28 protein-coding genes, 1 tRNA gene and 6 pseudogenes are annotated in these 19,271 nt (G+C 22.5%); 26 read left to right on the top strand and 9 right to left on the bottom strand.

Features of this window, described 5'->3' with window-relative positions:
- Position 1: 1 nt before the first annotated feature.
- From ACXUB0_RS09425 to ACXUB0_RS09350, 16 genes and pseudogenes are all read left to right on the top strand, one after another.
- Entirely contained in the window at positions 2 to 193 is a 192-nt protein-coding gene (locus ACXUB0_RS09425) for a hypothetical protein (RefSeq protein WP_458258489.1), read from the top strand.
- A gap of 80 nt (positions 194 to 273) precedes the next feature.
- A complete protein-coding gene (locus ACXUB0_RS09420; RefSeq protein WP_458258488.1) occupies positions 274 to 465 on the top strand; it encodes a hypothetical protein in 192 nt (63 codons plus the stop codon).
- Between the two features lie 2 nt (positions 466 to 467).
- Complete coding sequence (locus ACXUB0_RS09415; protein ID WP_458258487.1) at positions 468 to 761, top strand: hypothetical protein; 294 nt, start codon at positions 468 to 470, stop codon at positions 759 to 761.
- 3 nt (positions 762 to 764) lie between these two features.
- Positions 765 to 926, top strand: a complete 162-nt coding sequence (locus ACXUB0_RS09410) for a hypothetical protein (protein WP_458258486.1) — start codon at positions 765 to 767, stop codon at positions 924 to 926.
- A 103-nt stretch (positions 927 to 1,029) separates the two neighbouring features.
- Complete coding sequence (locus ACXUB0_RS09405) at positions 1,030 to 1,179, top strand: hypothetical protein (RefSeq protein ID WP_458258485.1); 150 nt, start codon at positions 1,030 to 1,032, stop codon at positions 1,177 to 1,179.
- Positions 1,172 to 1,324: a hypothetical protein gene (locus ACXUB0_RS09400; protein ID WP_458258484.1), complete on the top strand. Its 153-nt coding sequence runs from the start codon at positions 1,172 to 1,174 to the stop codon at positions 1,322 to 1,324. The genes ACXUB0_RS09405 and ACXUB0_RS09400 overlap by 8 nt, the downstream gene beginning before the upstream one ends.
- Positions 1,325 to 1,546: 222 nt before the next feature.
- Positions 1,547 to 1,669: a hypothetical protein gene (locus ACXUB0_RS09395; RefSeq protein ID WP_458258483.1), complete on the top strand. Its 123-nt coding sequence runs from the start codon at positions 1,547 to 1,549 to the stop codon at positions 1,667 to 1,669.
- On the top strand, positions 1,669 to 1,905 hold the full coding sequence (locus tag ACXUB0_RS09390) for a hypothetical protein (protein WP_338961245.1): 237 nt from the start codon (positions 1,669 to 1,671) through the stop codon (positions 1,903 to 1,905). Before ACXUB0_RS09395 ends, ACXUB0_RS09390 begins: the two co-directional genes overlap by 1 nt.
- A gap of 131 nt (positions 1,906 to 2,036) precedes the next feature.
- Positions 2,037 to 2,588, top strand: a complete 552-nt coding sequence (locus tag ACXUB0_RS09385; protein WP_458258482.1) for a hypothetical protein — start codon at positions 2,037 to 2,039, stop codon at positions 2,586 to 2,588.
- Between the two features lie 109 nt (positions 2,589 to 2,697).
- Positions 2,698 to 3,018, top strand: a complete 321-nt coding sequence (locus ACXUB0_RS09380) for a hypothetical protein (protein WP_458258481.1) — start codon at positions 2,698 to 2,700, stop codon at positions 3,016 to 3,018.
- A 14-nt stretch (positions 3,019 to 3,032) separates the two neighbouring features.
- Positions 3,033 to 3,191 carry a hypothetical protein gene (locus ACXUB0_RS09375; RefSeq protein ID WP_281748859.1) on the top strand — a complete coding sequence of 53 codons (159 nt, stop codon included), beginning with the start codon at positions 3,033 to 3,035 and terminating at the stop codon, positions 3,189 to 3,191.
- A 41-nt stretch (positions 3,192 to 3,232) separates the two neighbouring features.
- The gene (locus ACXUB0_RS09370; protein ID WP_174481134.1) at positions 3,233 to 3,421 is read left to right on the top strand and encodes a hypothetical protein; all 189 of its coding nucleotides are present in this window, start codon (positions 3,233 to 3,235) and stop codon (positions 3,419 to 3,421) included.
- Position 3,422: 1 nt separating this feature from the next.
- Positions 3,423 to 3,557: a hypothetical protein gene (locus tag ACXUB0_RS09365; RefSeq protein WP_458258480.1), complete on the top strand. Its 135-nt coding sequence runs from the start codon at positions 3,423 to 3,425 to the stop codon at positions 3,555 to 3,557.
- Positions 3,558 to 3,599: 42 nt separating this feature from the next.
- A pseudogene (locus ACXUB0_RS09360) lies at positions 3,600 to 4,388 on the top strand (IS5 family transposase).
- A 32-nt stretch (positions 4,389 to 4,420) separates the two neighbouring features.
- Entirely contained in the window at positions 4,421 to 4,585 is a 165-nt protein-coding gene (locus ACXUB0_RS09355; protein ID WP_458258026.1) for a hypothetical protein, read from the top strand.
- Positions 4,586 to 4,694: 109 nt separating this feature from the next.
- Positions 4,695 to 5,909: an IS256 family transposase gene (locus tag ACXUB0_RS09350; protein WP_458258813.1), complete on the top strand. Its 1,215-nt coding sequence runs from the start codon at positions 4,695 to 4,697 to the stop codon at positions 5,907 to 5,909.
- Between the two features lie 32 nt (positions 5,910 to 5,941).
- Here ACXUB0_RS09350 and ACXUB0_RS09345 read toward each other — a convergent pair.
- Positions 5,942 to 6,454 (bottom strand): annotated as a pseudogene (locus tag ACXUB0_RS09345) (transposase); the annotation flags it as partial.
- 47 nt (positions 6,455 to 6,501) lie between these two features.
- Positions 6,502 to 6,630 carry a hypothetical protein gene (locus tag ACXUB0_RS09340; RefSeq protein ID WP_458258479.1) on the bottom strand — a complete coding sequence of 43 codons (129 nt, stop codon included), beginning with the start codon at positions 6,628 to 6,630 and terminating at the stop codon, positions 6,502 to 6,504.
- Between the two features lie 86 nt (positions 6,631 to 6,716).
- Here ACXUB0_RS09340 and ACXUB0_RS09335 point away from each other — a divergent pair, with 86 nt between their 5' ends.
- From ACXUB0_RS09335 to ACXUB0_RS09325, 3 genes and pseudogenes are all read left to right on the top strand, one after another.
- The gene (locus ACXUB0_RS09335) at positions 6,717 to 6,995 is read left to right on the top strand and encodes a transposase (protein ID WP_353306568.1); all 279 of its coding nucleotides are present in this window, start codon (positions 6,717 to 6,719) and stop codon (positions 6,993 to 6,995) included.
- 31 nt (positions 6,996 to 7,026) lie between these two features.
- Positions 7,027 to 7,770, top strand: a pseudogene (locus ACXUB0_RS09330) (IS3 family transposase); the annotation flags it as partial.
- A 309-nt stretch (positions 7,771 to 8,079) separates the two neighbouring features.
- Positions 8,080 to 8,410 (top strand): annotated as a pseudogene (locus tag ACXUB0_RS09325) (ISNCY family transposase); the annotation flags it as partial.
- Positions 8,411 to 8,553: 143 nt separating this feature from the next.
- On the opposite strand, the gene ACXUB0_RS09320 reads toward ACXUB0_RS09325, so the two are convergent.
- Complete coding sequence (locus ACXUB0_RS09320) at positions 8,554 to 8,973, bottom strand: hypothetical protein (protein WP_458257688.1); 420 nt, start codon at positions 8,971 to 8,973, stop codon at positions 8,554 to 8,556.
- Positions 8,974 to 9,617: 644 nt separating this feature from the next.
- Here ACXUB0_RS09320 and ACXUB0_RS09315 point away from each other — a divergent pair.
- Both ACXUB0_RS09315 and ACXUB0_RS09310 read left to right on the top strand, forming a co-directional pair.
- Positions 9,618 to 9,694, top strand: a tRNA-His gene (locus ACXUB0_RS09315).
- A 159-nt stretch (positions 9,695 to 9,853) separates the two neighbouring features.
- A complete protein-coding gene (locus ACXUB0_RS09310; RefSeq protein WP_458258478.1) occupies positions 9,854 to 10,390 on the top strand; it encodes a DUF402 domain-containing protein in 537 nt (178 codons plus the stop codon).
- Positions 10,391 to 10,753: 363 nt separating this feature from the next.
- Here the strand turns inward: ACXUB0_RS09310 and ACXUB0_RS09305 are convergent, their stop codons facing one another.
- The 3 genes and pseudogenes from ACXUB0_RS09305 to ACXUB0_RS09295 form a co-directional block, all read right to left on the bottom strand.
- Entirely contained in the window at positions 10,754 to 11,080 is a 327-nt protein-coding gene (locus ACXUB0_RS09305) for a hypothetical protein (protein WP_458258477.1), read from the bottom strand.
- Positions 11,081 to 11,089: 9 nt separating this feature from the next.
- Positions 11,090 to 12,212 (bottom strand): annotated as a pseudogene (locus tag ACXUB0_RS09300) (IS3 family transposase).
- Positions 12,213 to 12,259: 47 nt separating this feature from the next.
- Positions 12,260 to 12,718 carry a hypothetical protein gene (locus tag ACXUB0_RS09295; protein WP_458258476.1) on the bottom strand — a complete coding sequence of 153 codons (459 nt, stop codon included), beginning with the start codon at positions 12,716 to 12,718 and terminating at the stop codon, positions 12,260 to 12,262.
- Between the two features lie 299 nt (positions 12,719 to 13,017).
- Here ACXUB0_RS09295 and ACXUB0_RS09290 point away from each other — a divergent pair, with 299 nt between their 5' ends.
- Positions 13,018 to 13,227: a hypothetical protein gene (locus ACXUB0_RS09290; protein WP_458258475.1), complete on the top strand. Its 210-nt coding sequence runs from the start codon at positions 13,018 to 13,020 to the stop codon at positions 13,225 to 13,227.
- Between the two features lie 29 nt (positions 13,228 to 13,256).
- Here the strand turns inward: ACXUB0_RS09290 and ACXUB0_RS09285 are convergent, their stop codons facing one another.
- The gene (locus ACXUB0_RS09285; RefSeq protein WP_458257881.1) at positions 13,257 to 14,495 is read right to left on the bottom strand and encodes an IS256 family transposase; all 1,239 of its coding nucleotides are present in this window, start codon (positions 14,493 to 14,495) and stop codon (positions 13,257 to 13,259) included.
- A gap of 83 nt (positions 14,496 to 14,578) precedes the next feature.
- On the opposite strand from ACXUB0_RS09285, the pseudogene ACXUB0_RS09280 reads away from it, so the two are divergent.
- A pseudogene (locus ACXUB0_RS09280) lies at positions 14,579 to 14,683 on the top strand (transposase); the annotation flags it as partial.
- Positions 14,684 to 14,729: 46 nt separating this feature from the next.
- Here ACXUB0_RS09280 and ACXUB0_RS09275 read toward each other — a convergent pair.
- Positions 14,730 to 14,978, bottom strand: coding sequence for a hypothetical protein (locus ACXUB0_RS09275; protein WP_339047408.1), 249 nt, complete (start codon positions 14,976 to 14,978; stop codon positions 14,730 to 14,732).
- Between the two features lie 402 nt (positions 14,979 to 15,380).
- Here ACXUB0_RS09275 and ACXUB0_RS09270 point away from each other — a divergent pair, with 402 nt between their 5' ends.
- Positions 15,381 to 15,794, top strand: a complete 414-nt coding sequence (locus ACXUB0_RS09270) for a hypothetical protein (protein WP_458258474.1) — start codon at positions 15,381 to 15,383, stop codon at positions 15,792 to 15,794.
- 335 nt (positions 15,795 to 16,129) lie between these two features.
- On the opposite strand, the gene ACXUB0_RS09265 is transcribed toward ACXUB0_RS09270, so the two are convergent.
- Positions 16,130 to 16,642 (bottom strand): hypothetical protein, encoded by a 513-nt coding sequence (locus ACXUB0_RS09265; RefSeq protein WP_252320146.1) that lies wholly within the window; start codon positions 16,640 to 16,642, stop codon positions 16,130 to 16,132.
- A gap of 625 nt (positions 16,643 to 17,267) precedes the next feature.
- Between ACXUB0_RS09265 and ACXUB0_RS09260 the strand changes: the two genes are divergently transcribed.
- Positions 17,268 to 17,579 carry a hypothetical protein gene (locus ACXUB0_RS09260; RefSeq protein WP_458258473.1) on the top strand — a complete coding sequence of 104 codons (312 nt, stop codon included), beginning with the start codon at positions 17,268 to 17,270 and terminating at the stop codon, positions 17,577 to 17,579.
- Between the two features lie 64 nt (positions 17,580 to 17,643).
- Positions 17,644 to 18,990 (top strand): BMP family ABC transporter substrate-binding protein, encoded by a 1,347-nt coding sequence (locus ACXUB0_RS09255; protein ID WP_458258472.1) that lies wholly within the window; start codon positions 17,644 to 17,646, stop codon positions 18,988 to 18,990.
- The last annotated feature ends 281 nt before the right edge of the window (positions 18,991 to 19,271 follow it).

Raw genomic sequence — 19,271 nt, 5'->3', positions numbered from 1 at the left:
AATGCAATATGACTTAATTATTGGAATTGACCCTGCTGGAATTGGTAATAATGGAATCGTTATATATTCAAATGAAACTAATAATATTGTTTTTAATGAAACATTCAATACATTAACTGTTTTATGAACTAAAAATATTTATAAAGAAAAATTTCAATTAATTAAAGAAAAATTTATTGATAAAAAATATTAGTTATTGTAGAAAATTTCTTTTTAAGTTCAAAACAATTATTAACTAATCCATTAGCAACCCCTAAAATTATTGGTGCATTAATGGTATTAGTACAAGATGTTATAAATTGAGATTATCTAGAAAGTGAACCAAAAAATAAAACTAAAATAGAAAATTATAAAGGAAATATAAAATTAACAAAACATGAACAAGATGCTTATAAACATATTCAATATTATTTAAAAAATCATAAAAAAATATTAATTTTTGATAATTATTTAAGGAAATTATAAAAATGAAAGATAAAACAAATTATGTCAAATTAACAGTAAAACTTAGTAACACTATTGAAGCAAAATATTACGAAAAAGGTAATAAAGAATTATATTATAGTGTTCGTGGTCAATGAAATGGATTAAACTATGTTACTTTAATTTTTAATAAACCAAAACTTTATAGATGCTGTATTTTATTAAACAAAAACGATGAAATTATAGTAACTGGTGAAATCTTTAATACTTTAAATATTCAAAAAAATCGTGCATTTTGTTCAATTAATGTTAAATGATTTAAAAAATGAAAAGAGTAAAAAATGATATTATGAAAAATTTTATTAATAGTACCAATATTAATAACCAGTATAACATTAATAATATTTTTAATTTATATAATTAAAGATTTAAAAAATGAATATAAAGTATTAAAAATATTAAATGAAATTACTAATCAAATTGAAATTAAGGAGAATAAATAATGGGATATTGAACAAAGTATAAATGTGTTTTTTGTGGAGAAATAATGATTGGAGATGAAGAAAATATTGAACATGTAAGAGAACATCGAAAGGGTATTAGATAATGAAAAAAGTTGAAATTAATAAAGAAAAATTAATTGAATATTGTAAAAATAAATTTTTAGAATTAAAAGAAGTAAATTTAAACAATCAAGCAATAGGGTATTGAGATATTTATACGAAAATTGAACAAGGTCAATTTGATAATGAATAAATGTGAACATTGTAAACAAGAAATAAAAATAATTAAAAAAAGACCAACAATTTTAGTTAGTGATTTTGTTTGTCGTATATGTGAGTCTGATGATGAATGTAATTGTGGAAAATATTGTTGATTACATTGTGATGATTGTAATTAAAGGAGAAAAAATAATGAATAATTTAAAAATAAATTCTTTTGAGAAATGAATAGAAGCAAATACTAAATTATATTGAGATGAAAAAGAAGAAACATTTAAAAATAATGATAATAAAAATCAAAAAGAATAATAAATGTGGTTATGGTAGAGTCTATTCCCATAAATGTAATAACTTATGCAAACAAAAACAAAATAAAAGAGTTAGAAAAGAAAGGTTAAATTATGAATAAAGAAAAATTAATTAAAAAATTAGATGAATATTTAAAACTTACTGGTGATAATTGAGGAGCAAAAGCAGTAATTATTAGTATTATAGATTCTATAAAAAAGGGTGAATTTGACTAATGATAATATTGCCTACTTTGTTTGAAAATAAAGATGAAATTGAAATATTATCACCATTTCCCAAAGTAATTCATACAAGTAATGATATTAGAGCAATTATTTTAAGACAATACCCAAATGTTAAATCAAAACACATAATTGTTTCTGACCCTGAAAGTAATGTTGCATTAATAGTTGGTGATAATGATGTTTATCAAGGTTGAATTAAAGTAACAATTAAAAAATTAGAAAATTAAAGGAGAATAAATAAATGAAAAAGGAAAAAATTAAAATTAGAAATTATGAATTTGAATTAAATTCTTATGTAGTAGATTCCTTATTAGATGTTATAAGAGAACTGACAAAAACAAATAAAGGAGAATAAATTATGTTAGATGAAATTTTAAAAGTAATTTTTGATAGAGCAGATAAAAAAGAATTAATTTATATGATAGAAAGATTAATTCTTTGTACTAATAATCGGTCAGAAACAAAAAAATGATTGATTAGAGAATTTGATAAAAATCATTATGTTTTAGAAAAATTATTAGAAATAAAAGGAGAAAAAATGGAAACAAATAATTATACTTTAACCAAATTAATTAGAACTGGTATAAGTCCAATTTGTGCAATGATTGGTACAAGTACTTATTATGGTCAAGTAATAGATAATCCATTATTAGGTTCAATTAATAGTTTATTATTTGGTAAAAAGTTAGGTTTAGATATTTGAAATTTAAATCAAAGACCAAATACTAAAACTAAATTAATTAATAGTTCTAAAAAAATATTACTAGGTTTAGGAACAATTGGATTAGCAAATTATAGTAAATGAACAGAAAATAATATTACTCCAATTATTCCCACAACACCAACTCCAATAACTACTACAACTACAACTGAGGGTCCTCCATGATTAAACAAGAACATCAGTCATTAATGGATTGAGATACATATATTAGTTTAATGCTTATGGTATTTCAAATCTTATTAGTTGATTAACTGAGTTAATACCTAATAAATTTGAAACAATAAGAAAAATTTGTAATATGGCAACTGGTGGTTGTTTAATTTCAAGTGGTGTTGCTATGGGTATAAATAATGATTTTAATAATGCTTATGCAGTACCTACCATAATTGCTGGTGCAAGTGAAATTATACATAATTTACTACCTATGGAAACTACACATCATAATGAAGAAATGCAAGAAACATCATTTAATGATGAAACTAAAAGATTAATTAATGACAATAGATTTACTATTAATAGTGAAACAACTAGTCAATATGGTAGTGATAATCTAAGCGAAGTACCATTAAATACTGATAATGCTTCATTAAATTGAGATTACAATCACATGAGTTTATAAAGGAGGTGAAAAGTATGAATAAAGAAAAATTAATTCAATATTATGATGATAAATTAAAACAACATGAAAAAGATTTAGAAGACATACGACTGAATGAACGTTTAATTGCAAATCTTTTAATGGATGCAAAATGTATGATTGAAAGAATTATTAAAGGTGAATTTGATGAATAATCAAAAATAAAAAAATAAATAGTTGAAAGGAAAATATTGGAATGAAAGAATTTTTACATGAATTAATAATTATTGGAACAAGTGTTGGAACATTAATTTGCAGAGAAATTATTGTTTTATTAAAAAGATTTATCACAACTCCAAAACATGTTAGAGCAAATAACAAAATTATCAAACATCAAAAAAAATTAGCAAAATTAAATGAAAAAATTAATAAAGGAGAAAAATAATATGACAAAAATTGAATTTAATGAAAAATATAGAAAACAAGATATTAGTATTGATAGAGATTTTGATTTACATATTGATAATTGTTTTAAATTTTCTGATATTGATATATTAGAACCTGTTTGGAATCTTTTATAAAATAACGTAAAATGACTATATATTTTAAGATAAGGGGTATATATGCATAAAAATTATCCAAGTCATGTTACTAAAGAACAATTTGAGAACATAAGATCAATTTTAGAAAATAGCAAAAAGAAAACAAAACCAAGAAATTTAGATTTATATGAAGTATTTTGTGCAGTTTTATATGTATTAAAAAGTGGATGTCAATGAAGAATGTTACCAAAAAATTTTCCAAAATGACAAACTGTATATTATTATTTTCAAATTTGAAGTAAAAATAGTGATAAAGAACCTAGCACTTGACAAGTAATTTTAAAAAAAATTAGTTAGAAAAGTTCGTATCAATAATGGTAGAAAAGAACAAACTAGTTTTTGTATAATTGATTCACAAAGTGTTAAGAACACAGATACTGCTAAAAATAAAGGTTATGATGCTGGTAAAAAATTTCAGGAATAAAGCGTCATATTGCTGTTGATTCTCAAGGTTTACCACATACAATTTACATAACCACAGCAGAAAAAACAGATCGTAACAGTGCTATAATAATGATTGAAAATGAAAAAGAAAATTTATCTAAAGTTCAAAAAATACTAGTAGATGCTGGTTATACTGGTGAAAAATTTGCTTTTAAAATCAAAACAATCATAAATGCAAATGTTGAAGTTATCAAACGTAATGAATTACATTCTTTTGTATTATTGCCAAAAAGATGAGTTGTAGAACGAAGTTTTGCATGATTAGAAAAATGCAGAAGATTATGAAAAAATTGTGAAAGAAAATTAAATACTAGCTTACAAATGGTTGTTCTTTCCTTTATTTCAATTTTATTAAAAAGATTTTAAACAGGTTCTTAGAATTATTTGGAGAAATTTTTATGAAATTTTGAAATTTGCCAATGGCAGATTTAGGTTTTAATTTAGGTAATTTTGTTATTTTTATTCTTTTAATAAAGTTTGCTATGTCAGAACCTGTTTGGAATCTTTTAAACATAATTAAACTAAAAAAGGGAATAATTATTTCTAACCTGACAGTTAATTAACATTTTATTTTCTTTGTCATTTTTTTGTTAAAAAGATTTTATCATTTGACAACTTATCGATTAAAAATTTATTTTTCAACTATAAAATAACATTTATGATATTAATTTAATCAAAAATAAGTTAAAAAAGATCCTAAACAGGTTCTTAGAAAATACTGAAGATTTAACAACAGTTTTTAAAGAGGGAGGTTTGTATAAAGAATTAACAAAAAGATTAGTAGAAAAAATGTTGAATTCTGAGATGCAAAATTATTTAGGATATGATAAGAATCAACATAGTAATAGTGACAATGCTCGTAATGGTATAAGTTCAAAAAAATTAATAACTCAACAAGGTAAAATTGAGATTGATGTACCACGAGATCGCAATAGTAATTTTAATCCTGTAATAATTGCAAAAAGACAAAGAAGATTTGATGGTTTTGATCAACAAGTTCTTTCTTTATATGCAAAAGGTATGACATTATCAGATATTAGAATGCAATTACAAGAGTTATATCATGGTGCTGATATTAGTGAAAGTGTTATTAGTCAAATTACTGATGATGTTATTGATGATGTAAAAGCATGGCAAAATCGACCATTAGATAGTATTTATCCGATTGTTTATTTTGATTGCATAGTAGTTAAAATGCGACAAGATAAACGCATTATTAACAAATCTGTGTATATAGCTTTAGGAGTTGATTTAGAAGGTAAAAAAGATGTTTTAGGCTTATGAATTAGTGAAAATGGAGGTTCTAAATTTTGATTAGCCAATTTCACAGAAATGAAAAATCGAGGCTTAAATGATATTCTTATTGCTTGTAGTGATAATTTAACAGGAATGTCAGAAGCAATACAATCAGTTTATCCTAAAACAGAACATCAATTATGCATCGTTCATCAAATTAGAAATAGTTTGAAATATGTCTCATATAAGCATAGAAAATCTCTAGTTGCAGATTTAAAACCAATTTATACTGCATGTAGTGAAGAACAAGCAATGCAGGCTTTAGAAACATTTGAAAATAAGTGAAATAAACAATATCCTCAAATTGCTAAATCTTGATATAAAAATTGAGAAAATTTGATAGTTTTTATTAGTTATCCAACAGAAATTAAAAGAGTAATTTATACCACAAATGCTATTGAATCTGTTAATAGTCAATTACGAAAAGTTATCAGAAATAAAAAAGTTTTTCCTAATGATATGGAAGAATTGAAAATATTTTATTTAGCAATTGAAAATATAACAAAAAAATGAACAATGCCCATTCAAAATTGAAATACAGCAATTGCTCATTTTATGATAAAATTTGAAGATAGAATTAATCTTAACTAGTACTTTGTAAAACAAAGATACACAGATTTCTAAAAAGCCTCATCTAATGGTCGATTTTGCCATGCTTTTACATCATCAATAACATCATCAGTAATTTGACTAATAACACTTTCACTAATATCAGCACCATGATATAACTCTTGTAATTGCATTCTAATATCTGATAATGTCATACCTTTTGCATATAAAGAAAGAACTTGTTGATCAAAACCATCAAATCTTCTTTGTCTTTTTGCAATTATTACAGGATTAAAATTACTATTGCGATCTCGTGGTACATCAATCTCAATTTTACCTTGTTGAGTTATTAATTTTTTTGAACTTATACCATTACGAGCATTGTCACTATTACTATGTTGATTCTTATCATATCCTAAATAATTTTGCATCTCAGAATTCAACATTTTTTCTACTAATCTTTTTGTTAATTCTTTATACAAACCTCCCTCTTTAAAAACTGTTGTTAAATCTTCAGTATTTTCTAATAATAAATCTACTGCTTTTGATATTGGATCATTATTATTAATATTTTGCTTTTTAGCCATCTGTAATTCACTCTTTCTAGGTTTATTATAGAATTAATTAAACATAGTTATTTTTGTAAGTTACACAGATTACTAAACATTACCTTATAATAAATATCACTATCTAAGTTACTTGTAACTACAATACTGTTATTTCATTCAACATTTTGTTTTGCTATTTTTTCACTAACTAACAATTGTTCAATAGTGGATGGGTTACATTTATTGGACACTAATTACGTAGACAAGTGAACAAATTAGTGAAAAGAAAGGAAGTATAATTATGGCCAATATTAACTCATATTCAGATGAATTTAAAAAACAAATAGTAGCTTTATATCAAAGCGGTAAGTCAGTGTCTTGTCTTGCTAAAGAGTACAATGTTACAAGAGCAGCTACTTATAATTGAATTAAGCAATTTACTAATTCAGGTAGTTTTAAAACTAAAGATAATCGTTCTGTTGAAGAAAATGAATTAATTAAATTAAGAAAAGAATTAAAACAATTAAGAATGGAAAATGATATTTTAAAGCAAGCAGCACTAATAATAGGCAGAAAGTAGAAATTATTGCTAAAATAAAGTTAAATATAAAATTCGTACAATGTGTCGTTTTTTGAAAATATCTAAATCAACATATTATTTTAACTTAAAGAAAAAAGAAAATAAAATCAAAAATAATATGTATGATGAATCTGTTATTAGTGCTTTTAAAGAAAATAAAGAAGTTTATGGTACTAGAAGATTAAAAAAAATTTTAGAAAACCAAGAAATTTATTTATCACGCAGAAAAATTAAAGAAATTATGAATAAGCATAATTTAATATCAAAATACACTAAATTATCATTCAAAAATCATCATAATAAAGTCAATAATAGTCAAATAACCAATCTTGTTAATAGAAACTTTAATAATAGGGTTAAAAATGAAGTTATTGTTAGTGATTTAACTTACGTTCAAGTTAATGATAAATGAAACTATATTTGCCTATTAATAGACCTATTTAACCGCGAAATTATTGGACATAGTGTTGGAGTTAAAAAAGATGCATTACTAGTATATCAAGCATTTATGCAATCAAATCGCTGTTTAAAAGATATCCAAATATTTCATAGTGATCGAGGTAATGAATTTAACAATAAAATTATTAATAATCTTTTATTAGCATTCAATATTACTCGATCTTTAAGCAAAAAAGGTTGTCCTTATGATAATGCTGTTGCTGAAGCAACTTTTAAAACTTTCAAAACTGAATTTATTAATGATAAAAATTTTACATCATTAATCCAATTAAAATTAGAATTATTTGATTATATCAATTGATACAACAACATAAGAACCTGTTTGGAATCTTTTAAACATAATTAAACTAAAAAAGGGAATAATTATTTCTAACCTGACAGTTAATTAACATTTTATTTTCTTTGTCATTTTTTTGTTAAAAAGATTTTATCATTTGACAACTTATCGATTAAAAATTTATTTTTCAACTATAAAATAACATTTATGATATTAATTTAATCAAAAATAAGTTAAAAAAGATCCTAAACAGGTTCTAAGAATCCACAGCACTTTAAACTACTTAACTCCTATCAAATATCAAGAACAAGTGTCTACCAAAAAATAGTCCTAAAAAGTGTTGCCATTCCAAAATCTGCTATGATTAAAGCTCCTACACAAGAAGAAATAAATATTTATCTTTCAAGATTTTCTAAAAGAAAAACAGATAGTGGTTCAACTATAACATATTATAGTAAAAAATATTTTCCTTATAAAAATAACAAAGTTCAATATATACAACCTAGAACTGATGTAATTGTACTTAAATCATTTATTAATGACTTATATCTTAGTTACAATAATCAAATGTATGAACTAAAAGAAATAGCTTTAAAACCAATTATCAAAGAAAATTTAATAAAAACTAAAAAAAGTTTATATACCCAATAAAAATCATCCTTGAAGATATGGATATTAATAATTCCTAATTAAAGTTATATAAGATTTACATTTTGTGAATACTAAACCATATAAATTTTTAAATCATTTGTATATGAGCAAATTTGGTGACCTAAAATTGATTTTAAATATAAAAGAAATTGTAATTGCAATCTATCGTTTTTACATTTGTGGTAAGTTTGATTTATTCGGATTTATTAATAAATTATTTAAAGTTGCATTATTAATTTTATTAACATCTATATTTATTTCACTATTTGATTTTCTTATATATAATTCTTTTACTTTTTTAATATTTCCAAAAAGTTCTTTTGATATTTTTATAAAAAAATCATTTTTTTCTTTAATTATTTTATTTTTATCAATTTTTCCAAAAGTAAATATTTTTAATATTAAATAACTAATTTTTTTAAATTTGCTAATCTTTTGTTTTTTTAAATTTTCATTAATATCAACAATAGTAGTTTGAGCTAAATTAACTCTATTACTAATAATTTCTGGAGTAAATTGATTTTTATCAATGATTATTTTTATCAATTCTTTATTAATTCATTCATATTCTTCTTGTAAATTTTTATTCATTTTTTCATCCTTTCAAAATAAAAACTCATTTACTTTGAAATTAAAGCAATGAGTTAAAAACTTATATTAAGTTTAATTAAATTATACAAAAAAAATCCTATATTAAAAACAGGAATTAAAATTTTAAAGGTTATTTGGAATTTGTGTTTATTTAACAGTGTAAATTTCCAAAATAATTTAATTTTTTGATAAATATTTTTAGGAAATTTTCATTCGATATTGACATCTTTAAAACTATTATTTTGTTTTGTTTTTGGTGCTCTTAATTAAAATTAATTGAGAAAGGAATGAGTATATTGCTAAATTTTTAATCATAAGTATTAGTATCTAAATTACTTGTAAGTTAGTATTGTTAATAAAATTTGATTAATAAATTGATTTAATAAGATATTATCTATTACATTTTTATGCTTTTTATTAAGGGCATAATAAAACTTTATTTTAAGAGTATTTAAATTAATAATTAACCATAATTATTAATTTTAAATTGTGTTCTAATTGTTAATAGTAACATTGTTTTTTATTATTGTTATTGTTATATACGAAAATTAGATGATTATTTTTGTAGTTTTATGAAAAAAATATTAAAAAATCATAAATTTATTGTATAATATTTAACGGTTTTACTTATAGAAACTAATATGGCGACTGTGGCGTAGAGGTCTAGCGCATCAGTTTGTGGAACTGACATTCGCGGGTTCGAATCCCGTCAGTCGCCCCATTTAATAAAATTATGTTTTTTTTTACTACTCCTTTTTGGAGTTTTTTCTTTTTTAAATAAATATTATTATAAATTTATTTTTCGCTTTTTATTTACTAAATAAATAATGGTATAATTATTATGTTTTATGATTTGCAGAAAGTTGAGGTTTAAATGTATATGTACCTTAAAGAAGGGCAAATACTTTCAATTCATGCATATAAGCATAATGGCGATTTATATCGTAGTTGAAATAATTCAATTGTTTTAGAAGATACTGAAAAATATTTAGTTTTAGTAAATGAGAATGTAACAATTACTGAAATTAATGGTCGTAAATGAACAACCGTTGATCCAGCAATTTGGTTATTTTTTAAAAATGATTGATACAATATTATTTGTATGATTCGTAATGATGGTGTTCATTATTATTGTAATATTGCCAGTCCTTTTATTTTAGATTCGCAAACAGTTAAATACATTGATTATGATTTAGATGTTAAAGTATTTCCTAATCGTTCTTATAAACTGTTAGACTTGAAAGAATTTAAAACTAATCGTCGAATATGAAAGTATCCAATACCTTTACAAAATATGTTATGACAAAATATAAATAAATTAAAAAAAGGAATTAAGAAAAATGAAATTAATTTATTTAATGATGATGTAATTTTAAATTATTGAAAAAATTATCAAGACCAAAGTTTACAAAAATAGTAAGAACATATGTTCTTACTATTTTTGATATTAAAACTTTTTATAACTAAATTAAATTTTTTTATAAAATAGGTAATGTTTTTGCATAATTATGTTCTCTCATAATACTGTTTATATTAATTTTGGGACGGTAACAAAACGGAGGATATAATTACTTTTTAAACATTTCTTTCAAATTATAGACAAGAAATAATTGTAATTATATGCAATTGTAAATAAATCTTACTACTAAATTAAATTAATTTCAATTAAAATACAAATATTAAAAAAATGAAAAATAAAATTAATATTTATATACAACAAAAATTCTTATTAAATTTTAATTTAATAAGTTTTTAAAATTTTAATAAAAAATTAATTAAGTTATGTTTTTAAATTTATTTTATTACATTTAAAAATAACCATTTTAATATAAATTGAAATATTATAAGTTCTATTACCAAGCATTTCTTTTAAAATATGTCAAATATTACCTTCTGTAAAACAACCTATATTTCACTTTGCACCTTGATTTTCAATACCTTGTTTATTATTTTTAAAATATTGTTTTTTTAATTTTTTATGGTTTTTTAATATTTCATTCATATATTTTATTAACTCATCATATTGACCATTTTCAATAAAATTTCTACAAATCTTATATTCATCTCAATATTTTCCTTTATTTCCAGCGATTTGGAATGGCAACACTTTTTAGGACTATTTTTTGGTAGACACTTGTTCTTGATATTTGATAGGAGTTAAGTAGTTTAAAGTGCTGTGGATTCTTATGTTGTTGTATCAATTGATATAATCAAATAATTCTAATTTTAATTGGATTAATGATGTAAAATTTTTATCATTAATAAATTCAGTTTTGAAAGTTTTAAAAGTTGCTTCAGCAACAGCATTATCATAAGGACAACCTTTTTTGCTTAAAGATCGAGTAATATTGAATGCTAATAAAAGATTATTAATAATTTTATTGTTAAATTCATTACCTCGATCACTATGAAATATTTGGATATCTTTTAAACAGCGATTTGATTGCATAAATGCTTGATATACTAGTAATGCATCTTTTTTAACTCCAACACTATGTCCAATAATTTCGCGGTTAAATAGGTCTATTAATAGGCAAATATAGTTTCATTTATCATTAACTTGAACGTAAGTTAAATCACTAACAATAACTTCATTTTTAACCCTATTATTAAAGTTTCTATTAACAAGATTGGTTATTTGACTATTATTGACTTTATTATGATGATTTTTGAATGATAATTTAGTGTATTTTGATATTAAATTATGCTTATTCATAATTTCTTTAATTTTTCTGCGTGATAAATAAATTTCTTGGTTTTCTAAAATTTTTTTTAATCTTCTAGTACCATAAACTTCTTTATTTTCTTTAAAAGCACTAATAACAGCTTCATCATACATATTATTTTTGATTTTATTTTCTTTTTTCTTTAAGTTAAAATAATATGTTGATTTAGATATTTTCAAAAAACGACACATTGTGCGAATTTTATATTTAACTTTATTTTTAGCAATAATTTCTACTTTCTGCCTATTATTAGTGCTGCTTGCTTTAAAATATCATTTTCCATTCTTAATTGTTTTAATTCTTTTCTTAATTTAATTAATTCATTTTCTTCAACAGAACGATTATCTTTAATTTTAAAACTATCTGAATTAGTAAATTGCTTAATTCAATTATAAGTAGCTGCTCTTGTAACATTGTACTCTTTAGCAAGACAAGACACTGACACTTACCGCTTTGATATAAAGCTACTATTTGTTTTTTAAATTCATCTGAATATGAGTTAATATTGGCCATAATTATACTTCCTTTCTTTTCACTAATTTGTTCACTTGTCTACGTAATTAGTGTCCAATAAAGTGTAACCCATCCACATCTAATTTATTAACTTGATATTCTTGAAATAATCTACTAATACTTGTTGTACTAAATTTTGTTTGCTTCATAGTATGTAAAATATCAACATATCTTTTTCCATCAGCAAAATGTTCAATAACATTATTTTTGATATCCTGACAAGTTCTTTTATATTTAGGTAATTCTAATTCTTCATCTAATAAACAAACTCTTACTCATTTTTTTAATTGTTCATCATAATATTTATAATCACGACATTTATAAATAACAAGACCATTGATAGTATTTCTAGTTCTTTCTTTAATTTTAACTGGAATATATTTTCTATCTCTTTCTTTTAATATTCTTCAATCTGTTTTTTCTCATTGATTTTTTATATCATCTCTAAATGATTGATACATTCTTTTTGTTGCTTCTTTTAAAGTTCATAAATAATTAAAACTCATATTTTTTCTCCTAACTATTTTAAAAAAATCTAAATTTATTGTAAATATATTTAAAAAATTAATTTACTGAATTATTATATAAATATATAAGTGTTATTTTAAATAAAATAAAAATTATTTAAAATAACACTTTCATATTTAAAATATAATAAACAATTTCAATATAATTAATAGTATAGGTATCACAAAATAAACGCCTTTAATTTAGGCGTTATTTTGCATTTAAAAGGATACTTGTAAAAATAATTAAAAATAGTACAATTTAGAAGTAAAATCAAGGAAAAAAGGAGTAATTTAATATGAAAGATTGAATAATAGGAGTATTATTTGTAATAACTTTTATATTTTTGATTATATTTAGTTATATTTATAATTGATATAAATTAAAAAAAGAAATAAATAAAATTATAAATAAAAATTTATTAAAATTAGGAAAAAATAACTATCAATTTTCAGATGAAAATTATTCATTAATTTTTTCTGAAATTAAAATAATTGAGGCTTTTTAGAAATCTGTGTATCTTTGTTTTACAAAGTACTAGTTAAGATTAATTCTATCTTCAAATTTTATCATAAAATGAGCAATTGCTGTATTTCAATTTTGAATGGGCATTGTTCATTTTTTTGTTATATTTTCAATTGCTAAATAAAATATTTTCAATTCTTCCATATCATTAGGAAAAACTTTTTTATTTCTGATAACTTTTCGTAATTGACTATTAACAGATTCAATAGCATTTGTGGTATAAATTACTCTTTTAATTTCTGTTGGATAACTAATAAAAACTATCAAATTTTCTCAATTTTTATATCAAGATTTAGCAATTTGAGGATATTGTTTATTTCACTTATTTTCAAATGTTTCTAAAGCCTGCATTGCTTGTTCTTCACTACATGCAGTATAAATTGGTTTTAAATCTGCAACTAGAGATTTTCTATGCTTATATGAGACATATTTCAAACTATTTCTAATTTGATGAACGATGCATAATTGATGTTCTGTTTTAGGATAAACTGATTGTATTGCTTCTGACATTCCTGTTAAATTATCACTACAAGCAATAAGAATATCATTTAAGCCTCGATTTTTCATTTCTGTGAAATTGGCTAATCAAAATTTAGAACCTTCATTTTCACTAATTCATAAGCCTAAAACATCTTTTTTACCTTCTAAATCAACTCCTAAAGCTATATACACAGATTTGTTAATAATGCGTTTATCTTGTCGTATTTTAACTACTATGCAATCAAAATAAACAATCGGATAAATACTATCTAATGGTCGATTTTGCCATGCTTTTACATCATCAATAACATCATCAGTAATTTGACTAATAACACTTTCACTAATATCAGCACCATGATATAACTCTTGTAATTGCATTCTAATATCTGATAATGTCATACCTTTTGCATATAAAGAAAGAACTTGTTGATCAAAACCATCAAATCTTCTTTGTCTTTTTGCAATTATTACAGGATTAAAATTACTATTGCGATCTCGTGGTACATCAATCTCAATTTTACCTTGTTGAGTTATTAATTTTTTTGAACTTATACCATTACGAGCATTGTCACTATTACTATGTTGATTCTTATCATATCCTAAATAATTTTGCATCTCAGAATTCAACATTTTTTCTACTAATCTTTTTGTTAATTCTTTATACAAACCTCCCTCTTTAAAAACTGTTGTTAAATCTTCAGTATTTTCTAATAATAAATCTACTGCTTTTGATATTGGATCATTATTATTAATATTTTGCTTTTTAGCCATCTGTAATTCACTCTTTCTAGGTTTATTATAGAATTAATTAAACATAGTTATTTTTGTAAGTTACACAGATTACTAAACATTACCCATTAGATAGTATTTATCCGATTGTTTATTTTGATTGCATAGTAGTTAAAATACGACAAGATAAACGCATTATTAACAAATCTGTGTATATAGCTTTAGGAGTTATGCACAGTGTAATTTTTATCTTCTTCATCATTTTTGGCATTAGGTTTATTTGCGGTTGCGTAAATAACATCTAATGATAAATGTTTTATTTGCTTCTATAACATCATCATACTGTTTTATTGCTGCACGAAAAGTATTTAATAAGGATATTTTTCTTTCTGCTGATTCTTGTCAAATTATTGATTGTAACACTTTTAAATCATAAATATTGTTATTTTTATAACATCCAATAGCGCTTAAACTTGTACTTGTAATAATTATTAAACCACTTATTATTTTTAATATTTTTTTCATGTTTTTTTCTCCTTTTAAAAATAAAAACCTATTTACTTTGAGAAACAAAGTAAATAGGTTAAAAACTATATTTAGTTTGTAGTTTTTTTTAACATTTTTTTTGAAATTTTACAATCAATAAAGATAATATATTTATTTTTAAAGTTTAAAAGACAAGATATAGTTATTATTAACTATTTAAATTACGTATTATTGTTGATTTATATTGGCTAAATGTTAAGATAAATGTAAAATTAGATACTTAATTATTAATTACATTTAGTTTTTAATAATTTAAAAAATGATTGATAAATAAAATTATTGTTTATAGATTTTATTTTTTTTTTGCATAAGATGTTAAAAATAAAGTATGAATAGTTTACTAGAAATATTGCGAAATAATAATTATAAAGAGGTAAAAGGATGTTAAAATTTTCAAAAACATTATCTAACATTGGTATTTATCTACTTTTGACAACATTAATGCCAGTAATGGTTATTTCTATAATTATGATTTCTTTAAAAGGATTAATGGAAAGTTCTTATGAATTATTATGGAAGTTTGGAGAATGATTACAAGAAGTTTTTGATTCTGGATTAAGTACTATTCAATGATTAGGATGAATTATATTGATAGCTTGTCTAACAACTTATGGTATTCTTATATTTATTTTAGTTATGATAAATTCAAGAAAAGCATTTGAACAAAGAATTGGTTATATTCTTGGTTTAGTAATTGGAGTTGGTTCAATTGTTGTTACATTATTACCATTAATTATTGTTAGTATTGCCAGTCTTGGCAATGGAGTAATAACTTTAGTATTAGAACCTGTTTAGGATCTTTTTTAACTTATTTTTGATTAAATTAATATCATAAATGTTATTTTATAGTTGAAAAATAAATTTTTAATCGATAAGTTGTCAAATGATAAAATCTTTTTAACAAAAAAATGACAAAGAAAATAAAATGTTAATTAACTGTCAGGTTAGAAATAATTATTCCCTTTTTTAGTTTAATTATGTTTAAAAGATTCCAAACAGGTTCTTAGGATTATCATTTGTTTTTATTGGATTAAATGGTGGTTTAGTTGCTTGTGGATCATTATTTGGTTTAATTAGTGCAAAAAATATTATAAATTTATGAGATGCAAAGAAAAAGTAGATTATATCTACTATTTGTTATTTATGTATTTACTTCATGGTAATTGTAAATTTGTTAATGTATAATGCATTAATTGTCGATGTATGCTAATAATTAAAACGTTAAATATTGTTACAATAAGTAAAATTCATCAATGATCGTTTAAAGTATTAAAATAATCAAGTTTGCTTTTAAAAACGGCAGTTTCAACTAACATAAATAATGCATTTAAAATGAAAAAAATTAATCAACCAAAACTAAATAGAATAATTAGATAACGATAAAATTTAGTTTGAAAAGTACTACCTTTGACTTTAATTTGATAAACTGTTTCATAAGTATAATGATTAATAGAAAAAGCAAACAAAATTAATAGAATTAAACTATTTATGCCAACTATTAATAAAATATTAATTATTTTTTCACTAGTAGTATTTATTAAAATTGAACCTATTATTATAAATATAATTTGAACAATTAATCACAAAATGCTAACATAAAAAAAACTTTTTTTTGTTCAGTATTTAATTAATTCATTTTCCATTTTGTATCACCATATTAATTTTAGTATATTTTATGCAAATATAGAATAAAATTTATCTTTTTATAATTTTTCATAACATAATAAGTTTGGGAATAACTAAAATTAGAGAGGGAAATAAAATGGCAATTGAAGTAGAAATTAGGCGTATACGTCTAAGAACCTGTTTGGAATCTTTTAAACATAATTAAACTAAAAAAGGGAATAATTATTTCTAACCTGACAGTTAATTAACATTTTATTTTCTTTGTCATTTTTTTGTTAAAAAGATTTTATCATTTGACAACTTATCGATTAAAAATTTATTTTTCAACTATAAAATAACATTTATGATATTAATTTAATCAAAAATAAGTTAAAAAAGATCCTAAACAGGTTCTAAGAACCTGTTTGGAATCTTTTAAACATAATTAAACTAAAAAAGGGAATAATTATTTCTAACCTGACAGTTAATTAACATTTTATTTTCTTTGTCATTTTTTTGTTAAAAAGATTTTATCATTTGACAACTTATCGATTAAAAATTTATTTTTCAACTATAAAATAACATTTATGATATTAATTTAATCAAAAATAAGTTAAAAAAGATCCTAAACAGGTTCTAAGACTTGGTTGAACGCAAGCATATTTGGGGAAATTAGTAGGTGTTCGTCAAGCAACAATTAGTAGAATTGAGAGTAATGCTAAAAATTCTTCATGAGGAATAATTCATAAAATTCTTTTAGCATTATTAGTAGATATGAATGATATAAAAGGTTTTACGCATGATTTTGTATTAAAAGAAAATGATTTTGAACTATTTATTAAACTGTTAATGGCTAATTCACAGTTAAAAACTAATATTTTATATAATCCTGTTCATTGTGCACGAATTATTATTGATGCATATAGTAGAGGAATTATTAATTTTGATGAAAAATATGGTAAAAATAAAGTATAAAAAAATTGTAAATAAATATTAATATTTTTACTGTAGTACATTTTTTTATTTATAGGAGAAATTTATGAAATATTTTTTAAAATTATTAATTATTACTTTGTTAATAAATAGTTCATCAGTAGGATTAATTGGATGTAGTATTCCTAGTGTTGGTGATATTTGAATAATTACTGATGGTGGTGATTTATTCGATAAAGCTTTTAATCAGCAAGTATTAGAAGGTTCAAAAGAGTTTACTAAAACATTTAATGATAATCGTATTATGATTAGTAATTTACCCGGTAATGAAGTTTGAAAAAATAAAAAAATGAAAACGCGTTGAATTATTTCACGAGATAGTACAGTTTCAACTTTACAAAATAATTATAATTTAGCAACATTTGCTGGTGCTAAAACAATTATTGTTGTTGGGTTTAATCATCTTGGTGCATTAACACCAGCTATTCAAAATCAATATAAAAAGTTAGGTGTTCGTTTTATTTTAGTTGATGCTAAATTAGAAAAACCAGTTGATGTAGCGTGTTTAAGTTATTCAGCAGAACAATCAGGGTTTTTATCAGGATTAGCAGGAGCAATATGATTAGCTGCTAATCATGAAACATATGATGATAATGGTTTAAAAATGTCAACTTTTGGTGGTTTACCAGCTGATACTATTGTTAGTTATATGATGGGTTATTATTGAGGTGTATATTATTTTAATAAATATCGTAATAGCAATGATAATTTATTGGAAATGACTAATGCCATTAGAATTAAAGAGGGTAAGAAAAAAATTGAAAAATGAACTAATAAATTTGATATTCATTTTGATAAAATTGCTAAACAATTTACAGGTAGTTTTGAATCCGGTACAAAATCATCAAAAGCGATAACTTCACAATTAATTGATGGATATAAAGATGATATTGTAATGCCTGTTGCAGGAGCACAAACAATTGATTTAGTATCAGCTGTTAAAAACTCTACTACTAATAGCAAAGCAAAAATTATTGGTGTCGATGTTGATCAAAGTGTTCAATATAGTTATGCTAAAGATATTTTTATTACATCAGCTTTAAAAGGAATTCATAAGTCAGTTAATACCTGATTATGACATTCTTTTAATTTAGATTATAATGAGGATGGTATTAAACCTATTAATGGTGAACAATACTTTGATGGTAGCATACCACAACCAGCATTAAGTGGTCAGCAATATCTTGGAATTGCTAATAATGATTCTATTAGTGCTATTTATAATAACTTAATTATTGATAGTAATGATTATTGACATTTAGCACAAAAAGTAACTGATGCTTATAATAAATTAGTTGCTGATTTAGCTAATGATTCTACTCGTGATAAGTGAGAAAATGCTTGAAAAAATTATGTTGATGAAAGTGTTGAAAAGTATAAACCACAGTTTTAATAAAACTTTACTATATATTTTAAAAAAATTATAATTATTCTTGAATTTTTAAAGAATAAGTTTTATTATCTTATATAATGGTAGTTATGCCATTAAAAGGAGAAACTAGTGTTTAGAGTTAATTGTGAAAATAAGAAAATAATTAATATTAAATACATATATACTGTATTTTTTAATAGTAAGTTATTCCCACCCATTTATTTTCAAAATTTATTTATACACAGTTTTATTTTATTTTGAATAATTGAATTAAGAAAGCAATGTTTTTGCTTTCTTTTTTT

The organism is Spiroplasma endosymbiont of Dactylopius coccus (assembly GCF_977110965.1).
The sequence above is the reverse complement of the archived record's forward strand: the minus strand, read 5'-3'. Positions and strand labels throughout refer to the sequence as shown.